Annotated in this window: 16 protein-coding genes and 1 tRNA gene; 6 read left to right on the forward strand and 11 right to left on the reverse strand. The window is 36.3% G+C overall.

The window, feature by feature from the left end; all coding sequences use genetic code 11:
* Positions 1-125: 125 nt before the first annotated feature.
* From tpiA to WJN01_RS00110, 5 genes are read right to left on the reverse strand one after another with little or no spacing between them, the layout of a single operon-like run.
* Positions 126-875, reverse strand: coding sequence for a triose-phosphate isomerase (gene tpiA, locus WJN01_RS00090; RefSeq protein WP_445195139.1), 750 nt, complete (start codon positions 873-875; stop codon positions 126-128).
* Between the two features lie 50 nt (positions 876-925).
* Positions 926-1411 (reverse strand): TlpA family protein disulfide reductase, encoded by a 486-nt coding sequence (locus WJN01_RS00095; RefSeq protein WP_445195140.1) that lies wholly within the window; start codon positions 1409-1411, stop codon positions 926-928.
* A 30-nt stretch (positions 1412-1441) separates the two neighbouring features.
* Positions 1442-2518, reverse strand: coding sequence for an ABC transporter permease (locus WJN01_RS00100; RefSeq protein WP_445196281.1), 1077 nt, complete (start codon positions 2516-2518; stop codon positions 1442-1444).
* Entirely contained in the window at positions 2511-3839 is a 1329-nt protein-coding gene (locus WJN01_RS00105) for a BT_3928 family protein (RefSeq protein WP_445195141.1), read from the reverse strand. Before WJN01_RS00105 ends, WJN01_RS00100 begins: the two co-directional genes overlap by 8 nt.
* The gene (locus tag WJN01_RS00110) at positions 3836-4381 is read right to left on the reverse strand and encodes a DUF1599 domain-containing protein (protein ID WP_445195142.1); all 546 of its coding nucleotides are present in this window, start codon (positions 4379-4381) and stop codon (positions 3836-3838) included. The genes WJN01_RS00105 and WJN01_RS00110 overlap by 4 nt, the downstream gene beginning before the upstream one ends.
* A 103-nt stretch (positions 4382-4484) precedes the next feature.
* Here WJN01_RS00110 and folP point away from each other — a divergent pair, with 103 nt between their 5' ends.
* The 4 genes from folP to WJN01_RS00130 are packed head-to-tail and all read left to right on the forward strand — an operon-like array spanning position 4485 to position 7613.
* Complete coding sequence (folP, locus tag WJN01_RS00115; protein WP_445195143.1) at positions 4485-5309, forward strand: dihydropteroate synthase; 825 nt, start codon at positions 4485-4487, stop codon at positions 5307-5309.
* An 11-nt stretch (positions 5310-5320) separates the two neighbouring features.
* On the forward strand, positions 5321-6001 hold the full coding sequence (locus tag WJN01_RS00120; protein ID WP_445195144.1) for a hypothetical protein: 681 nt from the start codon (positions 5321-5323) through the stop codon (positions 5999-6001).
* Between the two features lie 35 nt (positions 6002-6036).
* The gene (locus WJN01_RS00125) at positions 6037-6822 is read left to right on the forward strand and encodes a diadenylate cyclase (protein ID WP_445195145.1); all 786 of its coding nucleotides are present in this window, start codon (positions 6037-6039) and stop codon (positions 6820-6822) included.
* A complete protein-coding gene (locus WJN01_RS00130; RefSeq protein ID WP_445195146.1) occupies positions 6822-7613 on the forward strand; it encodes a DUF3667 domain-containing protein in 792 nt (263 codons plus the stop codon). Before WJN01_RS00125 ends, WJN01_RS00130 begins: the two co-directional genes overlap by 1 nt.
* A 4-nt stretch (positions 7614-7617) precedes the next feature.
* On the opposite strand, the gene WJN01_RS00135 is transcribed toward WJN01_RS00130, so the two are convergent.
* Positions 7618-9387 (reverse strand): ABC transporter ATP-binding protein, encoded by a 1770-nt coding sequence (locus WJN01_RS00135; RefSeq protein ID WP_445195147.1) that lies wholly within the window; start codon positions 9385-9387, stop codon positions 7618-7620.
* Positions 9388-10131 (reverse strand): tRNA pseudouridine(38-40) synthase TruA, encoded by a 744-nt coding sequence (gene truA, locus WJN01_RS00140; protein WP_445195148.1) that lies wholly within the window; start codon positions 10129-10131, stop codon positions 9388-9390.
* A 91-nt stretch (positions 10132-10222) separates the two neighbouring features.
* Between truA and WJN01_RS00145 the strand changes: the two genes are divergently transcribed.
* Positions 10223-10720, forward strand: coding sequence for a metallophosphoesterase family protein (locus WJN01_RS00145; RefSeq protein WP_445195149.1), 498 nt, complete (start codon positions 10223-10225; stop codon positions 10718-10720).
* A gap of 101 nt (positions 10721-10821) precedes the next feature.
* Here WJN01_RS00145 and WJN01_RS00150 read toward each other — a convergent pair whose 3' ends face one another.
* Complete coding sequence (locus WJN01_RS00150; RefSeq protein WP_445195150.1) at positions 10822-11232, reverse strand: DUF4293 domain-containing protein; 411 nt, start codon at positions 11230-11232, stop codon at positions 10822-10824.
* 185 nt (positions 11233-11417) lie between these two features.
* On the opposite strand from WJN01_RS00150, the gene rho reads away from it, so the two are divergent.
* The gene (gene rho / locus WJN01_RS00155; protein WP_445195151.1) at positions 11418-13013 is read left to right on the forward strand and encodes a transcription termination factor Rho; all 1596 of its coding nucleotides are present in this window, start codon (positions 11418-11420) and stop codon (positions 13011-13013) included.
* Between the two features lie 153 nt (positions 13014-13166).
* Here rho and rpsT read toward each other — a convergent pair whose 3' ends face one another.
* The 3 genes from rpsT to proS form a co-directional block, all read right to left on the reverse strand.
* Complete coding sequence (gene rpsT, locus WJN01_RS00160; protein WP_445195152.1) at positions 13167-13418, reverse strand: 30S ribosomal protein S20; 252 nt, start codon at positions 13416-13418, stop codon at positions 13167-13169.
* Positions 13419-13445: 27 nt separating this feature from the next.
* Positions 13446-13517: transfer RNA gene (locus WJN01_RS00165), tRNA-Glu, on the reverse strand.
* A gap of 168 nt (positions 13518-13685) precedes the next feature.
* Positions 13686-15164 carry a proline--tRNA ligase gene (proS, locus tag WJN01_RS00170; protein ID WP_445195153.1) on the reverse strand — a complete coding sequence of 493 codons (1479 nt, stop codon included), beginning with the start codon at positions 15162-15164 and terminating at the stop codon, positions 13686-13688.
* Positions 15165-15197: the final 33 nt, after the last annotated feature.

Genomic DNA, 15197 nt, shown 5'->3' on the forward strand with positions numbered 1-15197 from the left:
TAATAGACATTTACAAGGTATCATCAAACTTTCAAAAAAAATTAAGGGCATTCCATGATTTATAAAAAATCAGGGAATACCCTTATTTAGATTCCCACGTTCGCGGGAATGACAAATTACGTTCCTTAAAAAGCGTTTACAATAGCGAAGAAATCTTCAGCATTTAGTGAAGCACCTCCTATTAAGCCGCCATCAACATCAGGCTTTGAAAAAATTTCCTCTGCATTTGATGGTTTTACACTACCGCCATAAAGTATTGAAACCGATTCTGCCACATCGTTACCATATTTATCAGCTAACGTTTTTCTAATGAATGCATGCATATCTTGTGCTTGTTCTGGGCTAGCTGTTTCGCCTGTTCCAATAGCCCAAACTGGCTCATAAGCCAAAATAATATTTTGGAACGCAGAAGCCCCCAAATGGAACAATGCATTTTTTATTTGGTCACCCACTACTCTTTCTTGCTTGCCAGCTTTCCTGTCAGCCAACTCTTCGCCAAAGCAGAAAATAACTTTCATTCCTTTTCCCAAGGCAGCATCTACCTTTTTTGCCAGCATTTCGTCCGTTTCATTAAAATATTCGCGACGTTCACTATGCCCTAAAATCACTGTATTTACACCAATACTTTTTAACATGCTCGCACTAATCTCTCCAGTGTAAGCACCGCTTTCTGCAAAGTGCATATTTTGTGCTATAACTTCTATTTTAGAACCCTTTAAGCTATTATATGCTTGCCACAAATTGGTTGAGGTAGGCGCAATCATAACTTCAGCATCTGAAGTTTTTTGTTGTGATTTCAAATTTGCGATTAGCGTTTCTGTTTGCGTCAAATCATTGTTCATTTTCCAGTTTCCGGCTACTATTTGTTTTCTCATTGCCTTCTTAACCTTTTCAAAGAAAAGGGATTTTTATTTTAGTTAATTAATTATTGTAAAGTTTGTTTTATTCTCTTATCATCGGCTTCTACAGCCTTGAATAATTTTATATTTCCCTTGGCATCTACCACCATATATCGAGGTATCCAATCTATTTGAACAAAATCTGAAAAAGCACCTTTCTTTCCTTTGTCCATATAATAATGCTCCCCTTGAACATCATGCTTTTCTATGCCTCGCTTCCATGCTTCCTGCCCTCTATCTAAAGACAAAAATACAAAAACCACATCGTCATTAGCCTTTTGCAAGGCCTTTACTTTTGGCATTCCTCTTAAACAATCACCGCACCATGATGCCCAAATATCAATAAAAACGGTTTTTCCTTTATGGGCTTCTAAAATTGCTTTTAATGACGTTGGGTTTCCGTCAAGAGCTATAAAAGTGTCATCCAAAGCATCTTTGGGAAATTCTTTGGGCTCTTGTGTGTTGCAGTTTAAAAATGCCAACATTAACGTAAGTACTACAATTCTTTTCAATTCAATTTTTTTAAGTTGTTAAACAATCATTTACTCCAGCTTCACCTTTGGATCCAGCCAAACATAAACGATATCTACAAAAATATTGATTAATATAAACAATAACGCAATAATTAATACTGAACCCATAATTACGGGCAAATCCAAGGTATTGAGGGCATTTACTATTTCTTTCCCCAAGCCGTTCCAACCAAAAATATACTCCACAAAAACGGCACCTGCCAGCATGGAAGCAAACCAACCCGAAATAGCTGTAACCACTGGATTCAATGCGTTTTTAACGGCATGTCTTTTTATGATTTGAAATTCACTAAGTCCTTTAGCCCTAGCCGTTCTAATGTAATCTTGATTAAAAACTTCCAACAAAGAATTCCGCATAAGTTGAATTACGACAGCCAACGGGCGGATACCTAAAACGATTGCCGGCAAGATTAAATTCTTCCATTTTATGTGCATGGCCTCGCCAAAGTCGTCCAACTCATAAAGACTGCCTGTCATTTCTAAATTGGTGTATCTGTGCAATATATACCCGAAAAACCACGCGAACAGGATAGCACTGAAAAAAGAAGGCACGCTCATGCCCAACGTACTTAAAACCTGAATAGCCTTATCGAGCCATTTATCTTTGTACAATGCCGAAACAATACCAAGAAAAACACCTATTAACATGGCAATTGTGATGGCCGAAACGGCCAAAACAAAAGTGTTCGGCAAGGTTTCAGCCAAAACCTGGGTTACTTTTTTGCCTTGCTTGGTGAACGATTCGCGCAGATAGGGAAATTTTAAAACTGTACTTGTATTTCCTATTGAAAATAATTTCATGGCATTATATTTTCCTTCTTTTAAAAAGGTGTAATCTTCTGATTTATTGGAGTGGAATGAAATAGGCAGTAAATCATTTAGATAATAAAAATACTGCGTGGAAATTGGTTTATCAAAACCATATTTTTGTTTAACAATGACCAATTGCTCGCTGTCTTCGTTTTGGCCCATCATCATTTGTGCAGGGTCTCCAGGCAGCACACTAAACAAAAAGAAAATAACGGTAACTACCCCAAATAAAGTGAGTAATGCGTAGAAAATTTTATTTAGGAAGTAGCTAATCAGAACTATCCTTCTTTAATTCCACATTCATAAAACCAACGTAATTACTGTTTCTAGCTTTATTCAACGAATCCAATACATTTTCGTCTATTGTAAAACGAAGTTTAGAAATAGTATCTATTTTCTCTAAAGCGTCTACCTCCTCTTTAGTTGAGACTTCTCCATCCACTAAATAAAGAATATTGTCTTTATTTCTTTCTTCAAAAGATAATGGTTTATTTCCACCTTTTGGTAGTTTTAAATCCTCAATATCGTTCCAGTGTACCTTTTGTTTTATGGTGCCCTTATCTAATTCTAAAACTCCAGGATTTGAACGCACCACTGTTTTTAGTGCTTTTTCGTCACATAAATACCATTCAAAATCCAACCCGTAAATGTTATTGAAGTTTTGTTTTGCAGCTTCACCAGAGGCTGTCAAGCCAATAATTAGATAATTATTTTCAATGGCTTGATCCTGCAAGGATTTCAATTTTGAAGCTCCACCCTGTTCAATTTTCTCCAAACTATAAGACACCACCACAATTAAATTTTCTTGACTTAAAAAGTATTCGGTCAAGTTTTCTTCTTCACTTTCTATAGAGAAATCTACAACAGGTGGTTGGTAGCCTTCTTCAATCACTTTGGTTTCCACACCAACAAAGTCACCATCAACCGAAGGATAAGACCCATTGGTTGTGATTAGTTTTTCCTCACCATTAACATTGAATTTCCAAGAATATTCAATTACGGGCTTTGGGGCATCTTCTGGAATAGACATGCCTTCGGTTATATTGTTTCCAATTTTGTATGCACGAAAATCGATAAGTGGCAAATGCATTAAAACATGATAGGCAAACCACAAACTGAGAATAAAACTGAGTAATGCAAAAACAGTGGTTTGCAACCTACCAAATACGGGCTTGATGTGCTTTTTTCCAAAAAATAAAATAAGGACGAGCACCAGTAAAATAACATCTTTGGTGAAGCTTTCCCACGGGGTTAACTTCAAGGCATCACCAAAACAGCCACAATCTCTCACCTTGTCAAAATAGGCCGAATAGAAGGTTAAAAACGTAAAGAATACTATCATTCCCAAAAGACTCCAAACCGTGAATTTGGGTTTATAGCCAATAATCAAAAACACACCGAGCACAACCTCAAAAACCACTACAAAAACAGAAATAATTAAGGCATAGGGCTCAAAAAACGGCATGTTCAAAACATCAGCACTGAAGTATTCCTGTAACTTATACGAAAACCCAAGCGGATCGTTAAGCTTTATAAAGCCTGAAATGATGAAAAGTATACCAACTAATATTCTTGAAATGCTAACGAGTATTTTCATTTTTCTTTATCATTTAAATGAATCATCGCAAAAACGGCATAGTTAATCATATCTTGGTAATTGGCATCAATGCCTTCGCTCACCAAAGTTTTTCCTTTGTTATTTTCAATTTGTTTCACGCGCAATAACTTTTGCAAAATCAAATCGGTTAAACTGCTTACCCGCATATCGCGCCATGCCTCACCATAATCGTGGTTTTTATCTTCCATTAATTTTTTGGTCAAGGCCACTTTTTCTTCGTATAATTTTGTAGCTGCTTCAGTAGTCATATCTGGTTGTTCAACAACACCTTTTTCCAACTGAATAAGTGCCATGATGCAATAATTTATAATGCCAATAAACTCGCTTGCTTCACCTTCATCTACTTTTCTTACTGAATTTTTTTGAAGACTCCTAATACGCTGTGCTTTAATAAAAATTTGGTCAGTTAAAGATGGCAATCTTAAAATTCGCCATGCGCTACCGTAGTCACTCATTTTCTTTATAAATAAACTTTTGCAGGTATCAATTACGGCATCGTATTGTTTTGAAGTATCTTGCATCAATAATTTGAATTTTGCGTAAATTTCGCATAAATAATCAGAAAGTTCAAAGTTTGAGGTTTAAAGTTTTAACATTTAACAAACAATTAGAATTATCCAATAAATGACCATTAACTGCAAAGGAAAACTCATCGATTTATCCACTCCAAAAGTGATGGGGATTTTAAATATTACCCCTGATTCTTTCTATGACGGCGGCATGCATAAAAATGAAAAAGGGATTTTGAAGTACATAGAAAGTATGTTGAACGAAGGAGCCACCTTTATCGATGTCGGGGCATATAGTTCGCGACCCAATGCAGAGCACGTAAGCGAAACCGAAGAGTTAAAACGCATCATACCTATTGTTAATTTAATTTTAAAGGAATTTCCGGAAATTTTACTTTCTATTGATACTTTTAGAAGTGAAGTCGCAAAACAATGTATTGAAGCAGGCGCAGCATTAATCAATGATATTTCAGCAGGGAAAATGGATGAACACATGCTTCAAACGGTAGCTGATTTGCACGTGCCGTATATTATGATGCATATGCGCGGAACACCACAAACCATGCAGCAGCAAACTGATTATGATAATTTGGCAAAGGACATCCTTTTTTATTTTTCTGAACGAATTGCCGCTGCCAAAGCTTTGGGTATTGTTGATGTTATTATTGACCCCGGTTTTGGATTCGCTAAAACCAGGAAACAAAATTTTGAGCTTTTAAATAAGTTGGAACTTTTTAAAATGATTGAAAAACCTCTACTCATAGGCATTTCAAGAAAATCGATGATTTATAAAACCTTACAAACCTCAGCGAATGAAGCTTTAAACGGCACTTCTGTTTTAAATACCATAGCCTTGCAAAAAGGCGCTTCCATTTTACGCGTGCACGACGTAAGGGAAGCTGTGGAATGTATAAAACTTGTGGAATCGTTGAGTTGTTAGCTGTTAAGCCTATGAAACGTATAATTTTATTATTAATCCTTTGTTTGGCCTTATCCTGCGGAAAGGAAAAAACCATCCAATTGCCTGAAATAGACCATTCCGAAATTACTGAAATACACGATGTTTCGGCAGCCTATTTATTTTATGATCAAACCCAAAAAGATAGCGTTGAACTCAACCGAAAAAACCTAATCAGTACCACAAATTGGTTGGTAAATGTTGATAAACGCTTAACTTTAAAACAAGTTATCCCGCTCATTAAATTCTTACAGGAAAAAAAGGCAAATTCTAGCCATAAAAACGAAAACGCCAAAAACTATTTTACCTGCCACGATTTAAGCAGAAATAATTTAGGGTTTATTGAGTTTACGACAACAAACTATTATTATGAAAAACCAGAAATGTTTTTTTCTGACATTTCAAATATTGAATATTTTGGAAATATTCATTCGATTAACTTTGAAAGTAATCAAGAGGTTTCAATTTTATTGGGCTACTCCGCTGATATTAACATAAAAACAAATAGGCTAAATCTAGAAAAAGAAATTAAAAAACTCGATTCAGTTATAGGAAGAATAGTTTTAAATTTCAATAAAAACTTAAAATTCCAAGAATATATAACCTACAAGTCTTTGTTATTGAACATAGATTTAAATCAACTATCATTTTCAAATAACGAATTCATTTATTAACCCTTTTTTACTAAATTTACCAAAACCCATTGCCCTTGGAAATCTTTAAAGACATTCTTGATCTTTCGGTAGTCGATATCATCGATGTCATTCTTGTAGCACTTCTTCTCTATTACATTTATAAACTTGTAAAGGGCACCGTAGCCATTAACATCTTTATTGGCATTATTATTATTTACTTGGTTTGGAAGCTTACAGAGTTTTTGAATATGGAGTTGCTCACGGGAATTTTTGGCGGTTTTATGAAGGTTGGTATTATTGCGCTGATTGTGGTTTTTCAGCCAGAAATAAGGAAGTTTCTGCTCATGGTGGGCTCCACAAATTTTAACAGACGGAGAAAATTCCTAAAACAATTTAAGTTTTTAAAAACTGAAGGTGCCAACGAAACCGATGTTGATGCCATTATTTCGGCATGCAATAAAATGGCCATGTCTAAAACTGGTGCGCTCATTGTTTTTGAACGCAATAACAATTTAGATTTCCTTTCGGAATCGGGTGATGAAATGAACATTAAAGTCACCCAACCGATTATTGAAAGCATTTTTTTTAAAAACAGTCCGCTGCATGATGGCGCTATAATTATAAGCAACAATATTGTAAAGGCCACTCGTGTAATTCTTCCTGTTAACAATGAAAAAACCATTCCACAACGTTTTGGTTTAAGGCATAGAGCTGCCATTGGCGTTACGGAAAAAACAGATGCCCTGGCATTGGTGGTAAGTGAAGAAACCGGGCATATTTCCTATTTTAAAGATGGTGAATTTGTTATGTTTGAGGATACGTCTGAACTCAGCTCATTAATAAAAAATGATTTAACCTAATGACTTGTAAAAATTGCAATACGCCAATTTTAGCCGAACAGAATTACTGCCCAGAGTGCGGTGCAAAAGTCATCAGAAACCGATTAACGCTTAAAAATCTGTTTCAAAATTTTACCGAAACCTTTTTCAATTATGACAATAAGCTTCTTCAGACTTTTTTAAACCTATTCAAAAAACCAGAGGACGTTATTGGCAGTTATATTGACGGTGTTAGAAAAAAATATGCCAACCCTATTAGTTATTTTGGTATAGCAATTACTGTCTCGGGACTATATCTTTTAATCGCCAATAAGTTCTTTCCGGAGGTTATGGACTACACCCTTTTTTCTGCACCAGAGCAAGAAGAATTTCAAAAAAGAAATGTAAGTTTTGTACAAGAATACCAATCCCTATTTATGATGCTATATGTACCAATCTATGCTATTATGGCTAGGGTTTCTTTTCTGGGGTACAATAAATTCAACTATACCGAATTGGTAGTTGTTTTTTTATATATACAGGGGCAAATGTCCATTGTGTCTGGTATTTTGGGTATTATAGCGGCTGCCATAGGTATTAATCAGGGGATTTTTAGTTTGTATGCCATACCTGTAATGATTTTATATTCTGCCTATTGCCTAAAGCGCCTGTACAGTCTCAACTTCATAAATATAGTTTTGAGAACAATATTGTTTTTGGTAATATTGATGGTATTATTTGTTATGTTTTCAATTCTTATGGCTGTGGTTATGTATTTAAACGGTGATTTACAAACAGCAATTGAAGCCCAAAAAGCAGCTACTGGAAAGTGATCTCCTAAACTTCTTGCTCCTTTAAAAACTGTACCTCATACAGATTTTTGTAGTTCCCATTTTCATTTTTTAGAAGTTGGGTATGTGTGCCCTGTTCTACAATTTCACCAGCATCCATAACAATAATATTATTGGCTTTTTTTACAGTAGCCAATCTGTGCGCAATGACGATTGAAGTCCTTCCTTTGGTAATCTTATCGGTAGCATTTTGAATAAGTTGTTCTGAATAGGAGTCTACTGAAGAAGTTGCTTCATCCAAAACCAAAATGCTCGGATTGGTAACGTAAGCCCGCAAAAATGAAATGAGTTGACGCTGTCCTGAAGATAACATGGCTCCTCGCTCCTTAACGTTGTACTGATAGCCATTTGGTAATGACATGATGAATTCATGAATTCCAATATCTTTGGCAGCCTGATAAACCTGTTCTTCCGTAATTTCAGGGTTATCTAACGTGATGTTGCTCATTATGGTATCGGCAAACAAAAACACATCTTGAAGCACCACGGCAATTTGGGTTCTTAATGATGATAGCGTGACATCCCTAATATCAATTCCATCAACAGAAATAACACCATCTTTAATTTCATAAAACCGATTCAGCAAATTAATAATGGTCGATTTTCCTGCACCTGTAGCTCCAACAATAGCCACCGTATCACCAACATTTACATCAAAAGAAATACCTTTTAAAACAGGTTCATCCTCCACATAATTAAAAAAGACTTTATCAAATTTAATTTGTCCTTTAAATGATTCGGCCACATGGGTGCCGCTATCGTCAATTTGAGAGGTGGTATCCAATATTTTAAAAACCCTAGTTGCAGCAACCATCCCCATTTGCAACGTATTGAATTTATCTGCAATCTGGCGTAAAGGCCGAAACAACATTGGGATAAACATGATAAAAGCCACCAAATCACCTTGGGTTACTTCCGTACTCTCAAAAACTACATTTAATCCGCCGTACCAAGCTACTAAACCGACTGTAACGGACGATGCCAAATCAGCTATTGGAAAAAATATGGAGTTGTACCAAACGGTTTTTAACCATGCTTTTTTATGGCGTTCGTTAATGGCTTTAAATTTTTTGTATTCCACGTCTTCGCGCGTAAACAATTGTAAAATTTTCATGCCGGTTAAGCGCTCTTGCACAAAGGAATTTAAGTTTGAAACCTCGTTTCGCACTTCTTCAAAAGCCTTTTTCATATACTTTTGAAACAATCGTGTAGCGTAAAGCAAAATGGGAAGCATGGCAAAAACGATAAGCGAAAGTTTTACATTTATGTAAACCATTACGCCGAAAACAACGGCCATAGTAAGTAAATCGCGCACAATCATAAACAAACCTTCACCAAAAATATCGGCAATGCGTTCCATATCGGTTACTGAACGGGTTATGAGCACCCCAACGGAAGAATTATCGTAATATTTCATTTTGAATTTCAGTAAATGGTCGAATAGTTTTACGCGCACATCCATGACCAAATTCTGCCCCAACCAAGCCGCATAGTAAATGAACAACAACTGAAAAACCGTTTGCAAAACCAAAACCACCAACATTAAAACAACATAAAACAAAAAGTGCTTTTCAGCTTTATTAGTAATGCTGTCGTCTATGGCATCTTTAGTGATGTAAGGCGTTGCCGTACTAAAAATGGCAAGCAAAATAACCAAAATCACAAGCCCAATAAAAATACCTTTGTATGGTTTTATGTATTGAAAAAGCCTTTTAAAAAGCTGATAGTCGAAAATATTTTCTTTTGGCTTACTCATTTATATTTTAATATCTTTTGGATATTCAATTTCAGTTAAATACAACCCATGCGCTGGCACAGAAAACCCTGCCTCGCTTCTGTTTTTAGATTGAATTATGGTATGCAAATCATCCACACTTAGCTTGCCCAAACCAATTTCAACCATGGTACCAACGATGGCACGAACCATATTCCTTAAAAACCTGTTGGCTTTAATCACAAAATGAAGCTCATCATCCTTAAGAAACCATTCGGCTTTCATGATATCACAATAATACGTTTTTACATCCGTGTTACTTTTAGAAAAACATTGAAAATCGTTATACTCAAATAAAATTTTTGCAGCTGCGCTCATTTTTCCAATATCCAACGGCTGTTTTACGTAATAGGTATTATCAAATTCAAAAACATTTTTTTGCAAGGTTATGCGGTACAAATAGGTTCTGCTCGAGGCATCAAAACGGGCATGTAATTCAGGTTTCACTTTAAAAACAGAATGGATAGCTATGTCGACTGGTAAAAACGAATTCAGTTTATAGGCCAAATTATCAGCATCAAAATCTACTTCGGTATCAAAATGAGCAAACATTTGTTTGGCATGCACCCCGGCATCGGTACGTCCTGCTCCAACAACGTCGATGGGTTCACCCAATAAAGTTGATAAACTCTTTTCAATAACCTCTTGCACCGAAATGGCATTGGGCTGGTTTTGCCAGCCATGGTATGCTTTACCATTGTATGAAAGTTCTAAAAAATACCTCAATGCGTTTTAATACTTTTGCAAAGACACAAAGATAATATATTGGCCGAAGCTTGAAGCCCGAAGCTTGAAGTTTTAAGAATAGTTTAGTTAAATGACAAAAATCCTGTTACTTTCTGATACCCACGGATATATTGACACCGACATTTTAAAGTACGTAAAGCAAGCTGATGAAGTTTGGCATGCTGGCGATATTGGTGATTTGCAAGTAACTGATGCCATTAAAAAACTAAAACCATTAAGAGCTGTTTATGGCAATATTGACAATGCTAAAATTAGAGGTGAATTCCCTGAAAACAACCGTTTTTTTTGTGAAGATGTTGACGTTTGGATAACACATATTGGTGGTTACCCACCAAAATATAACAGTCGAATTTCTAAAGCTTTAAAAGAAAATCCGCCACGATTGTTTATCTGTGGCCATTCGCATATTTTGAAGGTGATGCCCGATAAAAATCTAAACCTCATCCATATGAATCCCGGAGCTGTTGGCAAACATGGGTTCCATAAAGTACGTACCATGCTAAGATTCACTATTGATGGTCAAAAAATAGACAATTTAGAAGTCATTGAATTTGACAAAAGATATTAAGAAATATGACTTTTAGTTTCGGTATGTTCTAGCACACTATATAAAAAACCCTGACGTTTCAGTCAGGGTTTTTTCGCACTAATACTACTAAGATGTTAGGTTTATCGCAATCTATCAACAGATTTTACAAGATCTTCATCCTTCTTGATGGCTTTATTGGCCAAAGCCAATAACACGATAGAAACAATAGGGAGAAGCATCCCAATACCTTTCTCAGAAACCGCCGTTTCTCCAGATACAGTTAGCGATTGATACACGAAAAATCCTAGTAAAAAAAAGTTTAATATGATGTTAAGTCGCCCCAAAACAAACTGGGACTTCCTGTTTTTATATCTAAATATTGCTACTAAGGAAAAAAATGCCGAGATTAAAAACGCTGCAAACACATAATTAGTGTCGTTTGCAAACACTATAACACCCGCTTCTGTTTTCCATAATTCAAACACAAAAATCAAACCCCCAGAAACCCCTGTGGCCAATAAAAGATAGATGGTTTGAATGCGCTGTAGCATGCCTTTTCGAAAACTAGACCGCAAAAATAATAGAATTAACGCTAAAAAATAAAATAAAGTTGTATTATTGCAGTAATAATTCTCAACAACCGCAGAGACAGGCGGTTATTTCTTCAGAATAAAAAATCAATTTTTTTCAGAAATACCTAAGGGTATATCAAAACAAAACATCCAATTAAACATCAATGTTTGAAATTTCACAGTTAAAAGAAAAGAAACTCTCTGATTTACAAGAGATTGCAAAAAAATTGAACGTTCCAAAGTATCGTTCTCTTAAAAAATTAGATCTGGTTTATCAAATCCTGGATCAACAAGCTGCAGACCCAAAAGCAGTAAAGGCTGTTGTAGCACCCGATGAATCTTCGGAAACAACAGACAATAAGCCCGCCAGACAGCCAAGACAGCGCGTACAAAGAAACCAACCTCAGAAAAGCGATAATAATTCCTCTTCTGAAAACAAACAAGAGGCTTTACAAAAAACAGAAGCACCTCAACAGCAATCTAAAGGCGATAATAGTTCTGTCCATAAAAACCAGAATGACAATCAGCAAAAATCTAACCAAGGCAACAAAAACCAACATAAAAACCAAAACAAAAACCCAAAAAACAATATAGACAAGGGCAATAAAGACAATAGAAACCGTTACCGCGAGCCGGATTATGAATTTGATGCCATCATACAGAGTGAGGGTGTTTTGGACATTATGCAGGATGGTTATGGTTTTTTACGTTCATCGGATTACAACTATTTGTCATCCCCAGACGATATTTATGTATCGCAATCCCAAATTAGATTATTTGGGCTGAAAAAAGGTGATACCGTGCTTGGGCATGTAAGACCGCCTAAAGAGGGCGAAAAATATTTCCCCCTTATTAAAGTGAGCAAAATTAATGGTCAATTGCCCAATGTGGTTAGAGACCGTGTGGCTTTTGAACATTTAACTCCTTTGTTTCCACAGGAAAAATTTAATATTGCTGAAAAACAAAGTACCATTTCAACTCGAATTATGGATTTGTTTTCTCCTATTGGAAAGGGTCAACGTGGTATGATTGTATCGCAGCCTAAAACAGGTAAAACCATGTTACTCAAGGATGTGGCCAATGCCATTGCTGCAAACCATCCTGAAGTTTATCAAATGATTTTATTGATTGATGAACGTCCTGAAGAGGTTACTGATATGCAACGTAATGTTCGTGGCGAAGTAATTGCTTCAACTTTTGACAAAGAAGCTCACGAGCACGTAAAAATTGCTGACATTGTTCTTGAAAAGGCAAAACGTTTGGTAGAATGTGGCCATGATGTTGTTATCCTTTTAGATTCCATTACACGATTGGCAAGGGCCTACAATACCGTTCAGCCTGCATCGGGTAAAATATTAAGTGGTGGTGTTGATGCCAATGCATTGCACAAGCCAAAACGTTTTTTTGGTGCTGCCCGAAATATTGAAAATGGCGGATCTTTAACCATTATTGCGACGGCTCTTACCGAAACAGGCTCAAAAATGGACGAGGTTATTTTTGAAGAGTTTAAAGGAACCGGTAATATGGAACTTCAATTGGATAGAAAAATTTCTAACCGTAGAATATTCCCAGCAATCGACCTTACGTCTTCAAGCACGCGTCGTGATGACCTACTGTTAGATGATAACACCATTCAACGTATGTGGGTTATGCGCAAGTATCTTGCCGACATGAATCCTGTTGAGGCTATGGAATTCATTAATGAGCGATTCAAACAAACTAGAAATAATGAAGAGTTTTTAATTTCCATGAATGGATAAAAAAACAGTAATTCTTCGAAACATAAAAAGCCTCAACAAATTTGTTGGGGCTTTTTTTATTATTCAGCTGATCCGGCTTATTTCAATAAAAAGCCAAATAAAAAAAGCTTCCCTTTTCTGAGAAGCTTTTTTATATTTAAACTCTAATCTTAATTAAAGCGCAGCAACGTGTTTTGCTAAACCAGATTTTAGGTTAGCAGCTTTATTAGCGTGAATGATGTTTTTCTTCGCCAATTTATCTAACATAGATACAACTGATGGAAATAATTCCTCAGCTTCTTTCTTATCAGTTAGCTCACGTAATTTTTTAATAGCATTACGAGTTGTTTTGTGTTGGTATTTGTTCACCACACGTCTTGATTCGTTTCTTCTAATTCTTTTTAATGCTGACTTATGATTTGCCATAATGCTTTTTTATTTGTAAAATAATTGTAGCCCGTAGGGGAATCGAACCCCTCTTACCAGGATGAAAACCTGGCGTCCTAGCCGATAGACGAACGGGCCATTTGTTTAGAGTACGTAAATATAAATTAAAACTTTAAACCTACGATACTTTTCAAATAACTTACAATGTTTCCATTGCGGATGCAAAAATACAACTATTTTTAAATGTTGCAAGACCTAAATAATCTTTTTTTAAAAAAATTTATTTTGCCTTATTTTATTCAAAATTTAGTATGCCTTTGCGAATAATACCCTGCGTTTTGAGGGCTTTCCAGAGTATACGCAGACTCCCTCTTCTTCCTTTCCTTCAAGTGGAATACACCTAATTGTTGCTTTTGTAAGCTCCTTAATTTTATCCTCGGTTTCGGCAGTGCCGTCCCAATGAGCAGAAACAAACCCTGTTTTAGTCTCTAAAACATCTTTGAACTCCTCAAAAGTATCCACTTCGGTGATATGCTCATTTCTAAAATTCAAGGCATTTGTAAATAGCGCTGTTTGAATTTCATCTAACAAGCCTTCCACCTTATCATTCAAATTATCCAACGCAACCACCTCCTTGGTCAGAGTATCCCTTCTGGCAATTTCAACTGTACCATTTTCCAAATCTTTTGGCCCAATGGCAATTCGTAACGGAACACCTTGTAATTCATGCTGTGCAAATTTTGCCCCTGGCCTAAGGGTTGTTCTATCATCATACTTAACCGTGATGTTTTTTGCCCTTAAATCGCTCAAAATAGAATTGACTAATTCGGTTATAGCCTTCAAATCTTCTTCACTTTTATAAATTGGCACAATAACCACTTGATTTGGCGCCAAACTTGGAGGCAACACCAAACCATTGTCATCGCTATGCGTCATAATCAATGCACCCATCAACCGTGTTGAAACACCCCAAGAAGTTGCCCAAACATAATCTTGCTTGCCATCTTTGTTTGCAAACTTTACATCAAAAGCCTTTGCAAAATTTTGACCCAAGAAATGCGATGTTCCTGCCTGTAAAGCTTTTCCATCCTGCATTAAAGCTTCAATGCAATAGGTTTCATCTGCCCCAGCAAAACGTTCACTTTCTGTTTTCAAACCTTGAATAACCGGAATAGCCATAAATTTTTCCACGAACGTGGCATAAACATTATTCATAAGCTCGGCTTCAGCCATGGCTTCTTCTTTTGAAGCATGGGCTGTGTGACCCTCCTGCCATAAAAACTCGGCCGTTCTTAAAAATAATCGTGTTCGCATTTCCCAACGTACTACATTGGCCCATTGGTTTATTAACAGAGGCAAATCTCTGTAAGATTGAATCCAATTTCTATACGTGTTCCAAATAATGGCTTCACTGGTTGGGCGAACAACTAGTTCCTCTTCCAACCTGGCTTCAGGGTCAACACGCAACTTACCAGGTTTATCAGGGTCGTTTTGCAATCTGTAATGGGTTACCACGGCACATTCCTTTGCAAAGCCTTCGGCATTTTTTTCCTCAGCCTCAAACAGGCTTTTTGGAACAAACAACGGGAAATACGCATTTTGATGACCTGTTTCCTTAAACATCCTGTCTAATTCAGCCTGCATTTTTTCCCAAATAGCATAACCGTACGGTTTGATTACCATACAACCCCTAACCGCAGAGTTCTCCGCTAGGTCTGCCTTAACAACCAATTCGTTATACCACTTGGAATAATCCTCTGCCCTACTAGTAAGTTTTTTGCTCATATTAATGTTTGGCACAAATATTGTGACTTATTA

Source organism: Tamlana sedimenti (assembly GCF_038148895.1).
In the GTDB taxonomy this organism is placed as follows: domain Bacteria; phylum Bacteroidota; class Bacteroidia; order Flavobacteriales; family Flavobacteriaceae; genus Tamlana.

Excerpts from the sequence above, each read along its gene's own strand:
- WJN01_RS00145 (WP_445195149.1), top strand. The coding sequence starts at position 10,223 with ATGACAAAAATCCTGTTACTTTCTGATACCCACGGATATATTGACACC.
- rpsT (WP_445195152.1), bottom strand. The coding sequence starts at position 13,418 with ATGGCAAATCATAAGTCAGCATTAAAAAGAATTAGAAGAAACGAATCA.
- WJN01_RS00135 (WP_445195147.1), bottom strand. The coding sequence starts at position 9,387 with ATGAGTAAGCCAAAAGAAAATATTTTCGACTATCAGCTTTTTAAAAGG.
- WJN01_RS00150 (WP_445195150.1), bottom strand. The coding sequence starts at position 11,232 with ATGCTACAGCGCATTCAAACCATCTATCTTTTATTGGCCACAGGGGTT.
- folP (WP_445195143.1), top strand. The coding sequence starts at position 4,485 with ATGACCATTAACTGCAAAGGAAAACTCATCGATTTATCCACTCCAAAA.
- WJN01_RS00110 (WP_445195142.1), bottom strand. The coding sequence starts at position 4,381 with ATGCAAGATACTTCAAAACAATACGATGCCGTAATTGATACCTGCAAA.
- tpiA (WP_445195139.1), bottom strand. The coding sequence starts at position 875 with ATGAGAAAACAAATAGTAGCCGGAAACTGGAAAATGAACAATGATTTG.
- rho (WP_445195151.1), top strand. The coding sequence starts at position 11,418 with ATGTTTGAAATTTCACAGTTAAAAGAAAAGAAACTCTCTGATTTACAA.
- WJN01_RS00120 (WP_445195144.1), top strand. The coding sequence starts at position 5,321 with ATGAAACGTATAATTTTATTATTAATCCTTTGTTTGGCCTTATCCTGC.
- WJN01_RS00130 (WP_445195146.1), top strand. The coding sequence starts at position 6,822 with ATGACTTGTAAAAATTGCAATACGCCAATTTTAGCCGAACAGAATTAC.
- proS (WP_445195153.1), bottom strand. The coding sequence starts at position 15,164 with ATGAGCAAAAAACTTACTAGTAGGGCAGAGGATTATTCCAAGTGGTAT.
- WJN01_RS00105 (WP_445195141.1), bottom strand. The coding sequence starts at position 3,839 with ATGAAAATACTCGTTAGCATTTCAAGAATATTAGTTGGTATACTTTTC.